The sequence below is a fragment of the Larkinella sp. genome (genome assembly GCF_965227735.1).
Classification (GTDB): Bacteria; Bacteroidota; Bacteroidia; order Cytophagales; family Spirosomataceae; genus Larkinella.
On the sequence record NZ_OZ245776.1, the window covers coordinates 595,535 to 611,926 of the forward strand.

The window sequence follows — 16,392 nt, forward strand, 5'->3', positions numbered from 1 at the left end:
AGTGAAAATAAGGTTTTTTCCTTTTTATTCACCCTTGACACAGTTTAGCGAGCAGTCTCTGATATACGTCCACGTCTCGGAAACGGATTTGCAATATGATGTGAATTTATTGTAGAAGTTTATGTTTAAAACAACTCAGGAACTCTCAATATCTTTCAAGAGTCTTATGTTTCTCTGCATCATATAGAAGTTTTGCACCATCAGGTATTTCAGACAAATCTGAAACATGTGTAAAGTCGACACTTTTTAATTTTTTTCTAACATTCAAAAAGATTCCTAGTGGATAATAAAAAATATAAAAACGGATTTCAGTTCCAATTGTATAATCTGTCGATGACAATAACGATACTGCACTAGATTCTTCCCTGAGTAAATGTCTTCTTTTTTCGTAGGGGAATAGTGGGGGTTGGCTTTTGTGGTATCCCATTTGAAAAAGTATTTTGCCCCAAGCATTTAAGACATTAATCATTACCTCTAATAAGTCCCTTATTGAACCATCTACTAAAAAAATAGTGATTTCTTTTTCTTGATTTGAATAAGATCCTTTGTGATCTCTGAATTTCGAGCTGACAATATACTCTCTAATATCTTTTCTACCTGAAATCAGAGGTTTCCTTTTTTTGTATTTTTTTTGATCCAGTACAGTATGCTTAAATGAATTGGCTACATCTTGTAGTAAGGTATAGTCGGGACAGATTTTTAAAATGTCCTCATGTATTTTTTCAGGATTTGAAAATTTCTCTTTAAAATGATAAAGGTTTAAAGTAGCAATTTCTGCCGCTATCATTTCTTTCCCCGTCCAGTTTCTTTAACACTTTTAATTTTTTTATATTCAAGCAACGGCAATACTAGTTTATGATAGTAGTCTTTTACAATGTTATCATTGAACTTCATACCAGAATTTGTTTATTAATTTACGTTTCGAAATTTAAGATAGTTATAAACTGTTGTCCGATTAATTGACAATTGCTTTGAGATTTCGGCTACTGATACATTTTCGTTAAATAATGATTCGACAATACGAGCCTGTTTTTTCGCTTCGAGAGACAGTCCTTCTGGGCGACCTAATACAACTCCTTTTGCTTTGGCAGCGGCAACGCCGGCCAACGTACGTTCACGGATGACATCGCGTTCAAATTCAGCCAGGCTCGCAAAGATTCGGAACACTAATCTTCCCTGGGCGGTGGTCGTATCGATTGGATCGTTCAGACTGATCAGACCGACTTCACGCTTTTCCAGATCGCCCACTAAATCGATAAGATGCTGGACGCTTCTTCCGAGTCGATCTAATTTCCAGAATACAATAGTGTCTCCGGCGCGAACATGCTCCAGCATTTTGCTCAGCTGCGGCCGATCTTTTTTTGTACCACTGATCTTCTCTTGGTAGACTTTTTCACAACCTGCTTTCTGGAGCGCGCCTAACTAGAGGGAAAGGTTTTGGTCCAATGTTGAGACCCGTGCGTATCCGATCTTCATGAAGTAGAATCATTGTGATTTTTTCACAATGTCCAAAAAATGGGTTTAAATAGAAAATAACTGAACATAATTTATTGAACAGCTATTTTGAACATTTTTGTCGCTGATATGAAAGTTGCCCCTATTGAAACGGAGTGTGCATTTAAATGGTCAATTTATTTAACTATTTCTCGACAGAAAGTGCTCCTAGCAGATTATTTCTGAGTAAATTCCACATTTTATGGCTCGTATCTTCCAACTTTTGAACATATATTAGGGTCATAATTTCAGTCTATTCGTTGTCAACTATTCGCTAAAATGTATTCCCTATGAAACTTCTCTTTACCCGCTTTGCCATCCCTGGAACCTTTTTATTTCTATTTGGTTCCTGCTCGGTACAGGATCACCTGGTACCCGCTACCAGTCAACACTGTAAAGTTGTGGATATAGTTTACCAAAGCTCTACGATTAACCTGAAAAATCCGGACGAGAACCTTGAAATCGATGGGCAAAAGGTTGAAATAGGAATCTATGCTCACGAGCAGTATGAATACGATGACCAGGGTCGGGTTACAAAAGTGAGTTACTTGCCAACCCCAACACAATTGAAGGATATTCGGACAGACCGCTATGAATACCCCCCCAATCAAGTCGTCCATACAATAACGTATCCCAACGGAACAGAAAGCAAATCTACCGTTACGGTTAATGAGCACGGTAACACTGTAACTCCTACATCTTCCTATCAATACGAGTATAATTCTGAGGGCTTTATAGTAAAATCCACTTTCCCTTATTCCTGGAACAAACAATCGTTTGGTGATGGCGTAGCGGAGTATTCAATAGAGAATGGTAACATCGTCAAATATACCACCTTTCAACCCCAGTCTGGTCTCAAAAGTACCACCCTATATGAATATGATCTTTCCAGACCCAACCTTCCGTCGATTTATTGGTTTAACAGCAAAGAAAGCACAAACCTTCTTACCAAAATCACGCTGTATTACGGTTCCAGCCCGTCGGAAGGCTACAAAGTTTTCGAATACCGTTATACATTCGACAGCAATGGTCAGGTCAATCGTAAAATTGAAGTCGGTTATGATTACGCGGCTGACGGTGCGAAAAGCCGGACCTCGGTTCAGGTAATCGATTATACAGTTAACTGCCAAAAGTAGGCTTACTAGTTAAGGATAAAATAAAAACCGGTTGTGTCACAACCGGTTTTTTCGGACCATTTAAGTATATGCCCCCTGCAATTACTCATCACGGATTACCTTTTAAAGGTCTATCACCACCTCATTTATAATACCCCCAGACCTCCCGGTTTTTTGCTCCATCTTTCCCCATTTTCTGGTTCACCACAAACTCACTCAGAACCGTACGTCCTTTTAAAAGATCAGCCGACAACGTGTTCACCGGCACGAATTTATCCGAAGCCGTAGTATACGTAAACGTTACTGGTAAAGCATATCGACCCGCGTATTCCGGTTTGGTCTTAGGTAGCTTGCTTAAAGCGTTTGTAACCTCCTGCCCAAATCCATACCCCACATTTTCAGGACTTAGTAACTGGATAGTAGCCAGTTGTCCCGCTTCCGTGATCTCAAAACCGACGTACACCCGAGCGTATACCTGCGCATTCCAGGCCTGAACGGGATAGGTGATTTGTAACCGAAGCCCCTCTCTGAAAGCGGCATCCGTGGACAGGGAGGTTGAATGGAGCTGATTTGATACCGTCAAAGAATCATACAGGCGAACGACTTCAATCACCTGTTCGACGGTAAGCTGTCTGTTTGGCAATTTGGAATCAATGATTTCTTTTTGATCCCCCAAAACCGACAATAGGGCGTTTTTTGTCAAATTTATGGGTTGCGGGACCGCATCCCCTTTTTGAAGGTAATAGCGCTGATCGACTTGGTAATAACCGGCAAATGGTCTGTCTTTATCATACCCATTGTTGATTGGTGTTTTAACGAAACGGCCTTTCAAACTTTTTAAAAGCTTTGTTTGCCCGCTGCTAAGCTCCGTCGTATACAACGTATAATTGATGCCCATCGCGCTCTTTGACTGACGAATGTACTCAATCCCATTGAGGACGAATGCGTATGGGACAACCGTTTTTACTGTCAAGTCGTCGGCGAAGCGATACAAAACTTCGTGGCTGACGACATTATAGGCAAGCTGGCAAGCCAGTTCCTGCCCCGACTGGTCTAATCGAATCCGGCCTTTCTGAAAGGCAGGAAAGCTGATGTATTCACTCCCCAAAAAGGTAACCTGTTTGTTGAGCGGGGCGTTTCCCGACGCATACTCATTGACCTGACAAGTCGTGATTACCTGACCATATCCATCTTTAGTCACCGTACATTGCCCCAGCGTAGTGACAGCACTACCAAACAGAAGGCAGGTAAAAAGGGGAAAGAATTTCATCGCTTTGGGTTATTAGAACCATAAAGTCCTTTTAGACAGAATGTTACTCAAGTCACCTTTGAAAAACGAACCCATTATCCGGGGTGGGGCAAGCGAACGGCAACCTTATTGCACCCGAACCAACTGAACACCCAGCACCGGCCGACCATCGGCCGTAATGCCTTGTATGACCACGCGTACCGTCCGGACAACGTCCGATAACGGAAACCGGAGCTGGCTGTGCCCCTGACCATCAGTTTGTATCATGGGTTTCCAGTACAAGACGTCCCGGTGATCGATGGGGCCGGAAACCGGGCCGGCCGCTGCATCCGCATCATAGCGGGGTACATAAAATTCGCGCTGCACCGACGGATACCCAATGAATTGAATTGGCGTCATGCCAGCCTGAGGTTTGGCTTTGCCCTGCATCGAACGTTTGCTTTTGGAGTAAAAAGCAATCACGCCATTCCCGCCCCGAACCCCGTAGATACCGGATGTACCCCCGTTTTTCAGCAATTCGACCCGTTCAATATCCCCGGAATTGAACTGCATCAACGCGGTTCCATCGGGGTCCTGAACGGGAATCCCGTCGATCAAATACAAGGGCTGCATGCCACTTTTGAAACTGTTTACACCCCGCATAAAGACCTTATAGCTACGCGCCTGCGCGGCTCCTTCCCGTGTAACCGTCACACCCGCCAACCGCCCCTGAATCATTTCGTACAGATTTGAATAGGTTGGCGATTTATCGTCAAACACCAGAACGGCATCCGCTTTTGTGTGCAAACTACGCTGTTGAATATCGTCGGGTCTTTCTTCGGTTTTTTGCGCCCGAACCGTTACTTCTTCCAGCACTTTCGTCGTTTTATCCCGGTACAAATCGGCGTTTGCTCCCTGCCGAATGCGGGCCGCTTCCAGTTGAGCGCGCAACATCGACCAATTGGGTGCACTCGTTAGTTGACTGACTTCCCATTGTTGGCCGGGCCTTTCCTGAACCAGAAAGCCTTCTTTGGGAGAAAGAATATTTCTCTTACGGTCAGCGAGTTGCGTCATTAATTGAATGGTATCCGTAATGGCCAGCCCCGCCAATCGAAACCGCCCCTGCTCGTCAGCGCCCGTCGATTTTACGAACGATTTTCCGGCTCCTGTCGACGCTACGGTAAGCTGCGCGCCGGGAATGGGCTGATTTTTCGCATTCAAAATGCGGCCCCTGATCGATACTCTGCCCAGCGAATCCGTTCCGGGCGTGCCACTCACCCGTCGCCAACCCTGGGTCAGCAGCAGGTCGTCCAACGCCCGGCGGGTTTCGGCCGAGTGGTTCACGACGTAGTCGTTGGGGTTTTCGATGCGTCCCCGAAGCTCTCCCGTTAGCAACAAGTGGGTCTGTAAGGTAGCATCCACGGTATCGTCCGGCACCTGGCCAGCATCGGTAATCGATGCCGACAAAGCGCCGGAGGCCGGTGATCCATTGTCGGTCAGATTGATGCTCAGGGTAACCAGTTCGCGGGGCTGATAGCGGTTTTTGTTGAAACCCATCCGTACACGAATCGGCGCAGTGAACTCAGACACAAACACCAGTCGCTCGGCTTGGGGCCGGGCGGTGGCATCGTACAGGGTGATTTGCGCCAGACCAGGCAGCCAGGTCATCATCGGTAAATTCACCTTCGCCACTCCGTTTTGCAGGAGAATTTTTCGCTGATCGACCAGTTGGCCGCGTTGCTGAATCAGAATATATACTGAGTCGCTAACGGCCCGGTTGGCATTCATGATGGTCAACGCCAGATGGGTTGTATCGCTGATCGCATCGGCCGAGAGCAACAGCCCTTGTGTTTCGGGTTTGGGCAACGGAACGCGTTGCGGCTGGTCGTTATCCATTACCTCGGCATAATACGTCCGCTGCGGTTTGGGCTCCATCGACACGCTGGTCATGCCCTGTTGATTGGTCTTGAAACGAACGATTTCAGCGCCTGAATCATCCACAATCCGTCCTGCGATGGACAAACCGTGCCCGTTGGGCCGAACCACCTTTACGCCCAGACGCGCCGGAAATCCCGCAATCCAGCGACCGCCTTCGGGCAAAATCTGAACGTCTAATGGCTGAGAAACAGAATCCCTACGGATAGAGACCTCGTTCCGAACCAGATTATAGACCGCGACAGATCGCTCGAAAGCGGGGCGTCGCTGGGCATCATCTTCATCAGTATAGGCACGCAGTTGATACGCTCCCGTCGTGAGGGTATCCGACAGGCGGAAATGACCCTGGCCACGCCCGTCCACGATCCGTACCCACTGGTGCTGCACGAGTTTCCCGCTTGCCGTCAGCAGGTCGACCTGCAGGGCGGTTTCGCCACCGGCTCGCTGGTGACTGGCCGCGTCGAGTAAGTACGTACTCATCCAGAGCCGGTCGCCCGTAGCGTAAAAGGGTTTATCGATGTGTACAAATACGCTGGGAGCCAGAAACTTAAATCGCTCATTGAAAGCCGCCGTGATCCCTCCCAGGCAAGAGTCGGGTGGGGCTAGTTTCCCCTGGGTAGCCAGGGAACCGTTTGGTAGAGATTCCTTCTCACTGCCTTCAGGTTTCCAGTCGGCGGGCAACATTGTCGACAGCCGGTCATTCCCCATCGACCCTTTCGCTTCCATCCCTTCCGGCATCGTAATCACCCCGTCGACAGTCATTTGAAGTTGACCGCCAGGTAGTCTCATTTCCGTATAGGCGTAACGGGCGTCGGGATAGGGCGAAAAGTTCGAAACCGCATTCGTATAGAACACGATCAGTTTCATGGGGGAAACCAACCGGCGTTCGGTTGCTAATCGGCCGGGTTGAATCAACGCAGAAGCCTGAACGGGAATCAGACGCTTGTAGTCGCCAACCGCAGCGGCCAATGTAATGGTCCGGCGTTCGGGGGGGATCAGCCGGGTGACATCTTCCTGATAAATCTTAAAACCGGCCTGCTCGAACGTATTATCGATCAGGCTGGCCATCAGGTGCCTGATCGATCCCTGGTAAGCCATCAGCCGGTTCCGCCGAAACCGGCTGGCCTGCCGCTCGTTTTCGGCTTTTACTTCTTCAAAACGGGCCGTACCGGCCGAAACAACATTTCCGGACGGAGCGGCATCGAAATGTTGCAAGGCATAAATCAGCCGATATCCTAACGCCTGATTCTCAATAATCAACGGTTCACGCGCTGTTGCATACAAATGACCTTTGTCCTCTTTAAAATCAAGAACCTCGCCGTTTACCAGCAAACATTGTCCGCCAAATGGTTCGCCGAAGAGTAACTTCTTAAACTGACGCAGGTGCCGCTCCCAGCCCTTTGGATTGCCCCGTACGGTGACGGCGTCCAGCAGTTGTTCACTTTCTTTTAGCTGAAAATTGCCTTTTTGCGGAGATGCATTTTCAAATCGTATTTTTTGCGAAATAGGCTGGTAACCAACGAAGGAAACGGCGATTTCGGTCGTACCCAGCGGAATTCCGGTCAATGTATAATAGCCCTTTTCGTCGGTGACTGCCCCCCGCGTCGACCCATTGACATAGACGTTGGCCAACGGCATGGGTTTTCCCGTCGTGGCATCGGTGACATAACCAGTCAGTACAGCAGTCGTTTGTCCATGAGCCAGCCGGGGCAATCCCAGAAGCAGAACGGCTGCGATCCAGCCGATAAAGAACGAGCCACGCATAGTTACTAAATTACCTTGTCTGTCTATAAGTTAACGCAGGGCTAGTATTGATTAAAACTAAATACCCCCGGATTCATCAGCCCACTGCTTTAGCTGTGGGTATAGCAAAAAGTTCTACCTACTGCAAGAACCGTTTTAACGGTTTTATCGGCCAGAAAACCGTTAAAACGGTTCCGGGACGATTCGGTTTCGTTTCAACTTCCCACAGCTAAAGCTGTGGGCTGATAACCGTTCAATCCGGGGGTACTTTTTTTAAATCAATTATAACCCTGCGGTTTCCGTTTTATACCATAACTCACGGCCACTACCAACAACAGCACGGCCAGACAGCCCAACGCAATACGCAACGAAGCATGTTGCGCGATAAAACCCAGTAAAGCCGGACCAGCCAGCATACCGGTATAGCCCATGGTCGTAATGGCTGGTAGACTCACCGTTGGCGAAATCCCCGGCAACCTGCCCGCCTGGCTGAAAAACACAGGCACAATATTGGCGGCTCCCAGGCCTAGCAGGACGAAGCCAATTAGCGCCCCCACAACCCACGGACTCAGGACGGCGATGCCCAGGCCCACGGCCCCGATCAGACTACCTCCCACCACGACCGCTTTTTCGTTCAAACGGGCCACCAGCTTATCCCCCACCAACCGCATCGTCGCCATGGCAATCGAGAAGGCCGAATAGCCCACGCCCGCAAACTCCGCTTCAATCCCTTTGTCATCCCGCAGAAAAATGGCACTCCAGTCCAGCACGGCACCTTCGGCCAGAAAAATTGCAAAGCACATCAGCCCCAGAAAAATGACCCTGCCGTCTAGCCAACTAAACCGCTGCTTAACCGCCGTTGGTTTCTCATCGGTTGCCGAGAAGCGGGCAATCGCCTGTTGCTCTACTTCCAAAGGAAATAAGGACTGGAATTGAGTCAGCGTAATCAGGATCATCAGGGTGGCAATACTGAGGGCGGCATAAACGGGGTTGAGTCCCAGCTTAATCAAAAAACCCAGGCCGAGCGACCCCAGCAGGCCACCCACGCTGAAGAGACCGTGTAGGGACGACATGATGGGCTTTCCGTAGAGGTTCTGCACCTGAACGCCATGTGCATTCATCGCAACGTCAATGGTGCCAATGCTGGCCCCGAATATGAACAGCGTTATGGCGATCGCCGATGTGGAGGGCAGAATGACCAGCAGCGGCAAAGCCAGCGCCATCACCAGCGCTGAACCGGCCATAACGATGCGGCTGCCAAAGCGTCCTACCAGCCAGCCGGAGACGGGCATCATCAGCATAGACCCACCGCCCAGCATCAGCAGTAAAAAGCCCAGGTTGGCGTCATTCAAGGCCAGGCGATCTTTGGCAAAGGGAACCATCGGTGCCCAACTGGACATGCCCAAACCGCAAACCAGAAAAATCAATTGAGTGGCCAGACGGGCTTTTAACACCTGCCCTGACGGTAGGGCTACATTCATGGAATAACTAGAAAAAATAACGACGTCATCGGTTGGCTTTTGATCGAATTATAAAGTCATTTTGGGCAGATTTTTACTCAGGATGCGAGTGCAAGGCGTTGATCAGAAGCGATACGGGAGGGGGTGCCGACCGGAAAGAAAATACAGCAAAAAACCGCTCTAAAAATGGTGGCCATTTCCGGAGCGGTCTCATTAGCAACACCTTTGCCGCTTTTTATCGGGACGTATCAGCGCATTTATACTGTTGCCAGTGGATGGCCGTCGTAATCCGCAAGCTCGTGTTATTTTCAAACGGTTCGATCAGGTTCCCTTTGTAATAACATCCGTCTTCCCCACTCATAATATCACCCGGCGCAATCACCAGCGGGGTGCCCGTAGCGGAAGTGGCATTGCCTGTTGATTTAACAATTTCAGCAAATAAAGTAAAGCCGTTCGGACATCCTTCGATCAGCGAACTTACCGCCAGGCAGTTGTCCGGCCGGTGATCAGGCCGGGAACAGCTTCCAAACAAACCAGTCAAAAGTATAACACTGAGGCTGGCACCGGCGACACGTGTAAAAGTTTTTTTCATTTGATACAGAAAGGGGAGTTTAGTTGCGCTATTAAAAACGGAGTTTAACCACTAAAGTACTTATTTTTATATATAAATTACTAAATACGGTAACTTAGCTCGTAAAATAAGATGGCTCCCCCCTCAAACCCGTTCCGTTCCTTTCTACCTCAACGAATCCGCTCTTTCCATTGAAAATTTTTCCGCATTTTGAGTATCTTAAGGCTGGAAATTAAAACCGCTTCGTTTATTCCTGTGACCCTTTTCGGCTGTTCTTATGATGTATCGTTCTCTGTTCCTGATTGGCTTGCTGGGTAGTCTTTCTCTTCGTGGCCACAGCCAGTGTGTCGTTACGCAGGATGCACAAAAGCGGGTGATTACCACCTGCCGGTATTATGACTCCAAAGACGGGTTTCTTATGAACCGGCCGGATCGCAGTCAGAGCATGACGCAGGTGACCTACCTGGGCAGCGAGTATTTAACTTTTCCAGTATGGCAACCCGGTACGCTGGAAACCGGTGATTCGAAGAAGCCCATCCCGTGCCTGATCGCCTTTAACATCGCTACCAACGTGGTTAAATGCCGGTTTGAGGGCGATGAGCAGGAATACGAGGTTCAGCCGGATGCGTTTACGGTCAATGACATGCGGTTTATCAGTCAGGTCAGCGAGAAAGGTGTCCAGACCAGCCGGATCTATTACAAGGTTTTATATGCCGGTAAAACCCGGGTGCTGAAACAGCTCCGCTGCAACCTGATTGTGCCGAAAAGAGAAGCATACACCCTCGATGATCCGTTCGACGGGACGTTCCGGCGCCAGAAAACCTATTTTATTCAGCGGAACAACGACAAGCCCCGGACGGTGAATTTGTCCCGAAAATCCGTTCTCAGTGTGCTGGACGATCCAACCACCCGGCTCAATCAGTATCTCACCCAACGGAAACTGGATGTCTTACAACTCGTCAATGCGGTTGCGTATTATGACGGATTTCAGTGAGAAAGTGACAAAGATAAATAGCCAGGACAACCCCGAGTTTTCCTGGCTTCTCTCAATCATCTATCAAAAATGAAAAAACTGTTTTTCTTTCTGCTGATCGGGTTTCTGGCTTGCAAGCATGATGTTGATTGCGAAACAATGAAGGATGAAACAACCGGGATTGTTACCGCCGTTTTGTCTGAGCGTGTTGCTTATGATCAGAAAATTGGCGATTTGGGCCGGTTTGGCCTGCGGATTTCAACAGCGGAGGAATTCCAGCGGGTATTTGACCGTTGCTGTGCCGGGCGTCTGGAAACCATCGATTTTTCCCAAAACGACGTCCTCGGCCTTTCGACCGTCAATCGGGGATGCAAAAGCACTTATCAGTTGGATGTGCAACGTGACGACGCCACCAAACGCGTCATCTACACGGTGACCGAGCGGTATTGCAGACGCTGCTCCCCCTCAGATGGACGCGGGAACTACGTGGTGATTCCGAAAGTGCCGGAAGGATATGAAGTGAAATTTGTGCGGAAAAATTGATTTCAATCACCGGTTTCAAACAACTCTACATGGTTCACCGCCCATTCGCCCGCAATCATGGGCATACCCCGCAGAACGCCCCGGTTATTCGTACAAATCAGGTAGAGATCGCCGGATTGAAAAATGGCCACAATCGTTTCGCCGGAAGTCTCAGACGGTTTGCCCACAGTTTCCGTAATCCGCATTCCATTATCATCGAACGTGATGGAATAAATGCGTAAATCAGTGGTTTCGTACCGGTGTTTCAGCATGGCTTTCCGCAAAATGTCATGCACTTTTTCGGCTTCTTCCGTATTCTTGGTGGCGGGAACAAAAAATTTCATCGTTTGAAATAAGTTTACGGTTTTCAGTATACGGTTTTCGGTAGGCTGGCGCACGAGGGCTAACGCGTCAGCCCCCGAAAACCGTATACTGAAAACCGTAAACCTTAATCAGGTTTCTTCCACGTCAGCGTACTCCGTTCCTGGTCGACAAAACCGGCGGACTCGTACAACAGTTTGGCACGGGGGTTGTACTTCTCGGTTTGCAAATGGATGACCGACACACCCAATTCGTCGGCGGCTTTTTGCAGATTTTGTAAAACCTGTCGACCCTTCCCGCCACCCCGGTGGCCTTCTTCAATGAACAGTTCGTCGACCAACGCGGTTTTTCCGCCGAACTCGTAAGCAAAACCGTAGGTCAGGGCCGCGTAGCCAACTGGCTCCTCTTCCGGCCCAATCAGCCAAAGCGATCCGAATGACGGATTTTCCAGGACTTGCCGGATGAGCATCTGACGCAACGGCCGGTCAAACGGGTAGTTGAAAAGCCCGCAAAACGTTTCCATCATCCGCAGAACGGCATCGGCGTCGGCGGGTGTTCGGGCAAGTCGGATCAGGTCCGGAACGGGTGTCTGGGTTTCCAAGTCGTTAAAAATACGGGAATAAAATTAATTTTTGCCCTTAAATCCCGAAACACCAGCCTGAACTAAAGCGGGGTTGGGCTTAAAATAGCCGGATGCAAGAACTCCCCTTTAGGGGTCGGGGGCAAAAATACTTCATTTTTTTCTTGACTCTCCCCTTGCGTCATAGCCTACCTTTACAACGTCAACATCGGCAACGTCCTGAAAATGAAAACGTATTCGGTCAAAAAACTGGCGGGTCTGGCGGGTGTCAGCGTGCGCACGCTCCACCACTACGACCGCCTGGGCCTTCTCAAACCGTCCGTTCGCACGGAAGCCCGGTACCGGCTTTACGGCGAAAAAGAGCTCATCCGACTGCAGCAGATTCTCTTTTACAAGGAACTGGATTTTCCGTTACTGGAAATCCGGCAGGTGCTGGAAGACCCCGACTTTGATCTGGTCACCGCGCTCAAAAGTCACCAAAACGCGCTGAAAGACCGACGCGACCGTCTGACGACCTTGCTGAGTACGATTGACAAAACCATTTCTAAACTAAAAGGAGAATCCATTATGCTAACAGACAAAGAATTATACGAAGGTTTCCCGAAAGAAAAAGCGGAAGCCTACCGACAGGAAGCCGTCGACACCTACGGCGCCAAAGTCGTGGAAGAATCGGAGAACAAAATCCGTCAACTCAGCAAAGCCGAATGGGCCGATGCCAAAGCCGAGGGTGAGGAAATTGCCCGAAAACTGGGCGAGCTCATGCACAAAGACCCGGCTGATGCGGCTGTTCAGCAACAAGTCGCCCGGCATTATGCCTTTATTGAACGGATGTGGGGCAATTCGGTTTGCAACGGCGACAGGCTATCGGCTTACCGGGGACTCGCCCAGTTGTATGTCGATGACCCCCGCTACACCAGCCACAACGGCGTCTCCAACCCCGACTACGCCCAGTTTCTGAGCAAAGCGATGACGCATTTTGTGGACGGGAGGTAGTGGGCGGTTTACAGTTTTCGCTAGGCCGAAAACTGTAAACCTTACGAGCTGTTTGAGTTAACCGGGGAGAGCCCTGGAAGGGCGGTCTGTCAATAGTCCACAGCAGATACAACGCGTGGTAGCTCCGGAGGAGCGGTCCAAAAACATCTTCAGGCCGCTCCTCCGGAGCTACCACGCGTTGTATCTGCTGTGGACTATTGGCAGGACAGGCCTCCGGCCTTCATTCAAACAACTTCTTAGCTTACCCCTTCCGATCGAAATACATCCGCATGAACAGAAACTGGTAATGAACGGCGCTGTTCCAGTAATTCCAGTTGTGAGCGCCGGGGCGGGTGATATAGTCGTGGGCGATGTTCATGTCCAGCATTTTCTGGTGCAGGTTGGTATTGACCCGAAAGAAAAAGTCGTCCGTGCCGCAGTCGATGATCAGCGCCTGCGAACCGGGCGTCAGCAAATGAAGCAGGTTGATGACAGTATGCTGTTCCCAGCGTTCCGGGTTTTGGGCGTAGGTTCCCAACCACTTCGCCATGTCCCAGTTGTTCGGAAACGGCCGGATGTCGACGCCCCCGCTCATGCTGCCCGCGGCCCCAAACACATCCTGGTGCTTGAAGGCGAGGTATAACGCGCCGTGTCCGCCCATGCTTAGCCCCGTGATGGCCCGGCCCTTGCGGTTTTTGATGGTTTTGTAATGACTGTCCACCCAGGCCACCAGTTCCTTCGAAACGTAAGTTTCGTATTTGGAAGACGGATCGACCGGGCTGTCGAAATACCAGCTTGAAGCGTTGCCATCAGGGCAAACGATAATAGCCTGATAGGTGTCGGCCAGACTGTGTGTAGCGGGAGCCTTTTTGACCCAATCGCCGTAAAAACCGCCGTGCCCGTGTAGCAGATACACCACCGGGAATTCCTTGCCAGCCGCATACGAATCCGGCGTAAGCACCACCGCCTTGATGGTTTTCTTCATGGAGGGGCTGTAGGTTTCGACAGTATCGACTTTGGACGCTCGAACGGATTGGTGGAGACAAACAAAACTGGTCAGCAGGAATAAAAAACGGGAAACGGTCATGTTGTAGCTGGTTCGATATGGGAGTAGTTTCATTCGTTAAAAGGCTGCAAAATAAAACCATTTCCAAACTTTTTGTATCTTCATGGGCTGATTCCTCTTCAAGACAAACGCATGAAGTCTATTTTCTTTCTTTGCCTGCTGACCGGCACGGTTCTGGCGCAGTCGCCCGCCAAACGCCCCATTGTTCCTTCCGACATCCTGAGGTTGCAAAACATCACCGACCCGCAGGTTTCGCCCGACGGCCAGTGGGTGGCCTACACGCTGTCGTCGGTAGACAAGGAAAAAGACAAACGCAATTCCGACATCTGGATGATTAGCTGGGACGGCAAACAGTCGGTCCAACTGACGAGCAGCCCCGACGGCGAATCATCCCCCCGCTGGAGTCCCGACGGACGGTTTCTTTCGTTTGTGGCCACCCGCAATGGCGACAAAGACAGCCAGTTGTGGCTCCTCGACCGCCGGGGTGGTGAAGGCAAAAAACTCACCGACCTGAAAGGAGAACTGGAAGGATACGAATGGGCTCCCAACGGCAAAACCGTTGCGCTGGTCATTCGCGACAAAGACTACTCGGATTCGGCGAAGACCAAAATCCGCACCCCATACGTCATCGACCGCCATCATTTCAAAGAAGATCGGAAGGGGTACCTCGACCGCCGGACCGCTCACCTCTATTTATTCGACGTCGAATCCAAAAAAATCGATACGCTTACGGCAGGCACCTACAATGAAACCGCCCCGGTTTGGTCGCCCGACAGCAAGCAGATTGCCTTCGTCAGCAACCGCACTGCCGATCCTGACAAAAACGAAAACACCGACCTGTTCGTGATCGAAGCCCGGACCAAAGCCCCGATGAAGCAACTGACGAACTGGCCCGGTGTCGACAACAACCCGGTCTGGAGTCCCGACGGCACGCAACTTGCCTACCTGCGCTCGACAGCTTCGACCAATTTTATTATGTATGACCAGCCGGTTCTTGCGGTTATTTCGGCCGACGGCGGAGAACCCAACCTGATTTCGGCGGCTTTGGATCGCCCGGTTTGGAACCCACGCTGGTCGGTCGATGGAAAATCCATTGCGGTTCTGGTGGACGACGACCGCCGGACCTACGTCGGCGCGTATGAACTGGCGTCCGGCAAACTCAACCGCGTGGCCCACGACGATTGCGCCTACGCCGATCTGGAGCAAAATCCGAAAGGCGGCTGGGCAACGCTGATGAGCAAACCGCAATTACCCGCCGAACTCTACGCCCTTGAAAACGGAAACGTCCGGCGGCTAACCACCATCCAGGATGCGTTTGTCGCTCCGCTTCAACTCGCTACGGTAGAGGGATTTACGTCGCGCAGTAAAGACGGAACGCAGGTCGAAAACATGCTATTCAAACCCTCCGGCACGTCGGCGGGTCAAAAATTGCCGACAATTCTCTTCATTCACGGTGGCCCGGTGGGTCAGGACAATTTCGGTTTCGACCTTTCGCGGCAAATTCTGGCGGGGGGTGGCTACGTGGTCGCAGGCGTGAATTACCGGGGCAGCAGCGGACGCGGACTGGCGTTTTGCAAGGCCATTTACGGCGACTGGGGCAACAAAGAAGTGGCGGATATTCTGGGAGCGACCGATTACCTCGTTGCCAAAGGCATCGCCGACCCGGCGAAACTGGGCATCGGTGGCTGGAGCTACGGCGGTATTCTGACCAACTACACCATCGCCACCGATCAACGGTTTAAAGCAGCCGCCAGCGGGGCCGGAAGTTCGTTGCAGATGACGATGTACGGTTCCGACCAGTACGTCAATCAATACGAAAACGAGTTGGGAGCACCCTGGAAAAATAATGATAAATGGCTGAAAGTCTCCTACCCGTTTCTTAAAGCCGACCGCATCAAAACCCCGACGCAGTTTATGGGGGGCGAAAAAGATTTTAACGTGCCGATTGCCGGCAGCGAGCAGATGTACCAGGCCCTCAAGTCGTTGGGTGTCCCGACGCAGCTCATTGTCTATCCCGGCCAGTTCCACGGCCTTTCGATTCCGAGCTACCAAACCGACCGTTTCGACCGATATTTAAAGTGGTTCGACCAGTATCTGAAGACGTCGGTAGCGGTTTTAGGAACCGGTAAGTGATTTGCACAGGGGTATTTTTCAGCCCCGTCAGGGGCTTCACAGCGCAGCGTCGGTAGAAAAATGATAATTCCTACCGCCATCGCGTGCCTTTGGGCACGCAACCGTGCCGGGATTTGTCGCGTGCCTGACGAGGTAAAAACCGCCACCCCATGATTTGAATTGTAAAGGCGTATCCTTCTTCCCCGTTAGGGGCCGAAAAGAAATCGTCCATTTATCAACCCATCCTTAAAATCACCAAAGAACACTACCGGCAAAATCCAAAATATCAAATTGTAATGT

13 protein-coding genes and 1 pseudogene are annotated in these 16,392 nt (G+C 50.3%); 5 read left to right on the forward strand and 9 right to left on the reverse strand.

Annotated features, from left to right (window positions below):
- Nucleotides 1-145: 145 nt before the first annotated feature.
- Together ACO064_RS02410 and ACO064_RS02415 are read right to left on the reverse strand one after the other, a co-directional pair.
- Nucleotides 146-787 carry a hypothetical protein gene (locus ACO064_RS02410; protein ID WP_421825817.1) on the reverse strand — a complete coding sequence of 214 codons (642 nt, stop codon included), beginning with the start codon at nt 785-787 and terminating at the stop codon, nt 146-148.
- Between the two features lie 122 nt (nt 788-909).
- Nucleotides 910-1,404, reverse strand: a pseudogene (locus tag ACO064_RS02415) (recombinase family protein); the annotation flags it as partial.
- 380 nt (nt 1,405-1,784) lie between these two features.
- On the opposite strand from ACO064_RS02415, the gene ACO064_RS02420 reads away from it, so the two are divergent.
- Nucleotides 1,785-2,630 (forward strand): hypothetical protein, encoded by an 846-nt coding sequence (locus ACO064_RS02420; RefSeq protein WP_421825818.1) that lies wholly within the window; start codon nt 1,785-1,787, stop codon nt 2,628-2,630.
- 121 nt (nt 2,631-2,751) lie between these two features.
- Here the strand turns inward: ACO064_RS02420 and ACO064_RS02425 are convergent, their stop codons facing one another.
- The 4 genes from ACO064_RS02425 to ACO064_RS02440 all read right to left on the reverse strand — a co-directional run bounded on the left by ACO064_RS02425 (nt 2,752) and on the right by ACO064_RS02440 (nt 9,567).
- Nucleotides 2,752-3,879, reverse strand: coding sequence for a hypothetical protein (locus ACO064_RS02425; RefSeq protein ID WP_421825820.1), 1,128 nt, complete (start codon nt 3,877-3,879; stop codon nt 2,752-2,754).
- 105 nt (nt 3,880-3,984) lie between these two features.
- On the reverse strand, nt 3,985-7,536 hold the full coding sequence (locus tag ACO064_RS02430) for a carboxypeptidase-like regulatory domain-containing protein (protein ID WP_421825821.1): 3,552 nt from the start codon (nt 7,534-7,536) through the stop codon (nt 3,985-3,987).
- Nucleotides 7,537-7,793: 257 nt separating this feature from the next.
- Nucleotides 7,794-8,996, reverse strand: a complete 1,203-nt coding sequence (locus tag ACO064_RS02435) for an MFS transporter (protein WP_421825822.1) — start codon at nt 8,994-8,996, stop codon at nt 7,794-7,796.
- Between the two features lie 214 nt (nt 8,997-9,210).
- Nucleotides 9,211-9,567, reverse strand: coding sequence for a hypothetical protein (locus ACO064_RS02440; RefSeq protein WP_421825823.1), 357 nt, complete (start codon nt 9,565-9,567; stop codon nt 9,211-9,213).
- Nucleotides 9,568-9,823: 256 nt separating this feature from the next.
- Between ACO064_RS02440 and ACO064_RS02445 the strand changes: the two genes are divergently transcribed.
- Nucleotides 9,824-10,540, forward strand: coding sequence for a hypothetical protein (locus tag ACO064_RS02445; RefSeq protein ID WP_421825824.1), 717 nt, complete (start codon nt 9,824-9,826; stop codon nt 10,538-10,540).
- A gap of 69 nt (nt 10,541-10,609) precedes the next feature.
- Nucleotides 10,610-11,062, forward strand: coding sequence for a hypothetical protein (locus tag ACO064_RS02450; protein ID WP_421825825.1), 453 nt, complete (start codon nt 10,610-10,612; stop codon nt 11,060-11,062).
- Nucleotides 11,063-11,064: 2 nt separating this feature from the next.
- On the opposite strand, the gene ACO064_RS02455 is transcribed toward ACO064_RS02450, so the two are convergent.
- Both ACO064_RS02455 and ACO064_RS02460 read right to left on the reverse strand, forming a co-directional pair.
- A complete protein-coding gene (locus tag ACO064_RS02455; protein ID WP_421825826.1) occupies nt 11,065-11,385 on the reverse strand; it encodes a hypothetical protein in 321 nt (106 codons plus the stop codon).
- Nucleotides 11,386-11,489: 104 nt separating this feature from the next.
- On the reverse strand, nt 11,490-11,963 hold the full coding sequence (locus ACO064_RS02460; RefSeq protein ID WP_421825827.1) for a GNAT family N-acetyltransferase: 474 nt from the start codon (nt 11,961-11,963) through the stop codon (nt 11,490-11,492).
- A 204-nt stretch (nt 11,964-12,167) separates the two neighbouring features.
- On the opposite strand from ACO064_RS02460, the gene ACO064_RS02465 reads away from it, so the two are divergent.
- Nucleotides 12,168-12,935: a MerR family transcriptional regulator gene (locus ACO064_RS02465; RefSeq protein WP_421825828.1), complete on the forward strand. Its 768-nt coding sequence runs from the start codon at nt 12,168-12,170 to the stop codon at nt 12,933-12,935.
- A gap of 241 nt (nt 12,936-13,176) precedes the next feature.
- Here ACO064_RS02465 and ACO064_RS02470 read toward each other — a convergent pair whose 3' ends face one another.
- Nucleotides 13,177-14,001 carry an alpha/beta hydrolase gene (locus tag ACO064_RS02470; RefSeq protein ID WP_421830982.1) on the reverse strand — a complete coding sequence of 275 codons (825 nt, stop codon included), beginning with the start codon at nt 13,999-14,001 and terminating at the stop codon, nt 13,177-13,179.
- Nucleotides 14,002-14,112: 111 nt separating this feature from the next.
- Between ACO064_RS02470 and ACO064_RS02475 the strand changes: the two genes are divergently transcribed.
- Complete coding sequence (locus ACO064_RS02475; RefSeq protein ID WP_421825829.1) at nt 14,113-16,113, forward strand: S9 family peptidase; 2,001 nt, start codon at nt 14,113-14,115, stop codon at nt 16,111-16,113.
- Nucleotides 16,114-16,392 lie beyond the last annotated feature (279 nt).

What these genes read in the sequence shown, in the direction of transcription:
- ACO064_RS02410 (WP_421825817.1), bottom strand. Translation starts at nt 787, where the DNA reads ATGATAGCGGCAGAAATTGCTACTTTAAACCTTTATCATTTTAAAGAG.
- ACO064_RS02420 (WP_421825818.1), top strand. Translation starts at nt 1,785, where the DNA reads ATGAAACTTCTCTTTACCCGCTTTGCCATCCCTGGAACCTTTTTATTT.
- ACO064_RS02425 (WP_421825820.1), bottom strand. Translation starts at nt 3,879, where the DNA reads ATGAAATTCTTTCCCCTTTTTACCTGCCTTCTGTTTGGTAGTGCTGTC.
- ACO064_RS02430 (WP_421825821.1), bottom strand. Translation starts at nt 7,536, where the DNA reads ATGCGTGGCTCGTTCTTTATCGGCTGGATCGCAGCCGTTCTGCTTCTG.
- ACO064_RS02435 (WP_421825822.1), bottom strand. Translation starts at nt 8,996, where the DNA reads ATGAATGTAGCCCTACCGTCAGGGCAGGTGTTAAAAGCCCGTCTGGCC.
- ACO064_RS02440 (WP_421825823.1), bottom strand. Translation starts at nt 9,567, where the DNA reads ATGAAAAAAACTTTTACACGTGTCGCCGGTGCCAGCCTCAGTGTTATA.
- ACO064_RS02445 (WP_421825824.1), top strand. Translation starts at nt 9,824, where the DNA reads ATGATGTATCGTTCTCTGTTCCTGATTGGCTTGCTGGGTAGTCTTTCT.
- ACO064_RS02450 (WP_421825825.1), top strand. Translation starts at nt 10,610, where the DNA reads ATGAAAAAACTGTTTTTCTTTCTGCTGATCGGGTTTCTGGCTTGCAAG.
- ACO064_RS02455 (WP_421825826.1), bottom strand. Translation starts at nt 11,385, where the DNA reads ATGAAATTTTTTGTTCCCGCCACCAAGAATACGGAAGAAGCCGAAAAA.
- ACO064_RS02465 (WP_421825828.1), top strand. Translation starts at nt 12,168, where the DNA reads ATGAAAACGTATTCGGTCAAAAAACTGGCGGGTCTGGCGGGTGTCAGC.
- ACO064_RS02470 (WP_421830982.1), bottom strand. Translation starts at nt 14,001, where the DNA reads ATGACCGTTTCCCGTTTTTTATTCCTGCTGACCAGTTTTGTTTGTCTC.
- ACO064_RS02475 (WP_421825829.1), top strand. Translation starts at nt 14,113, where the DNA reads ATGAAGTCTATTTTCTTTCTTTGCCTGCTGACCGGCACGGTTCTGGCG.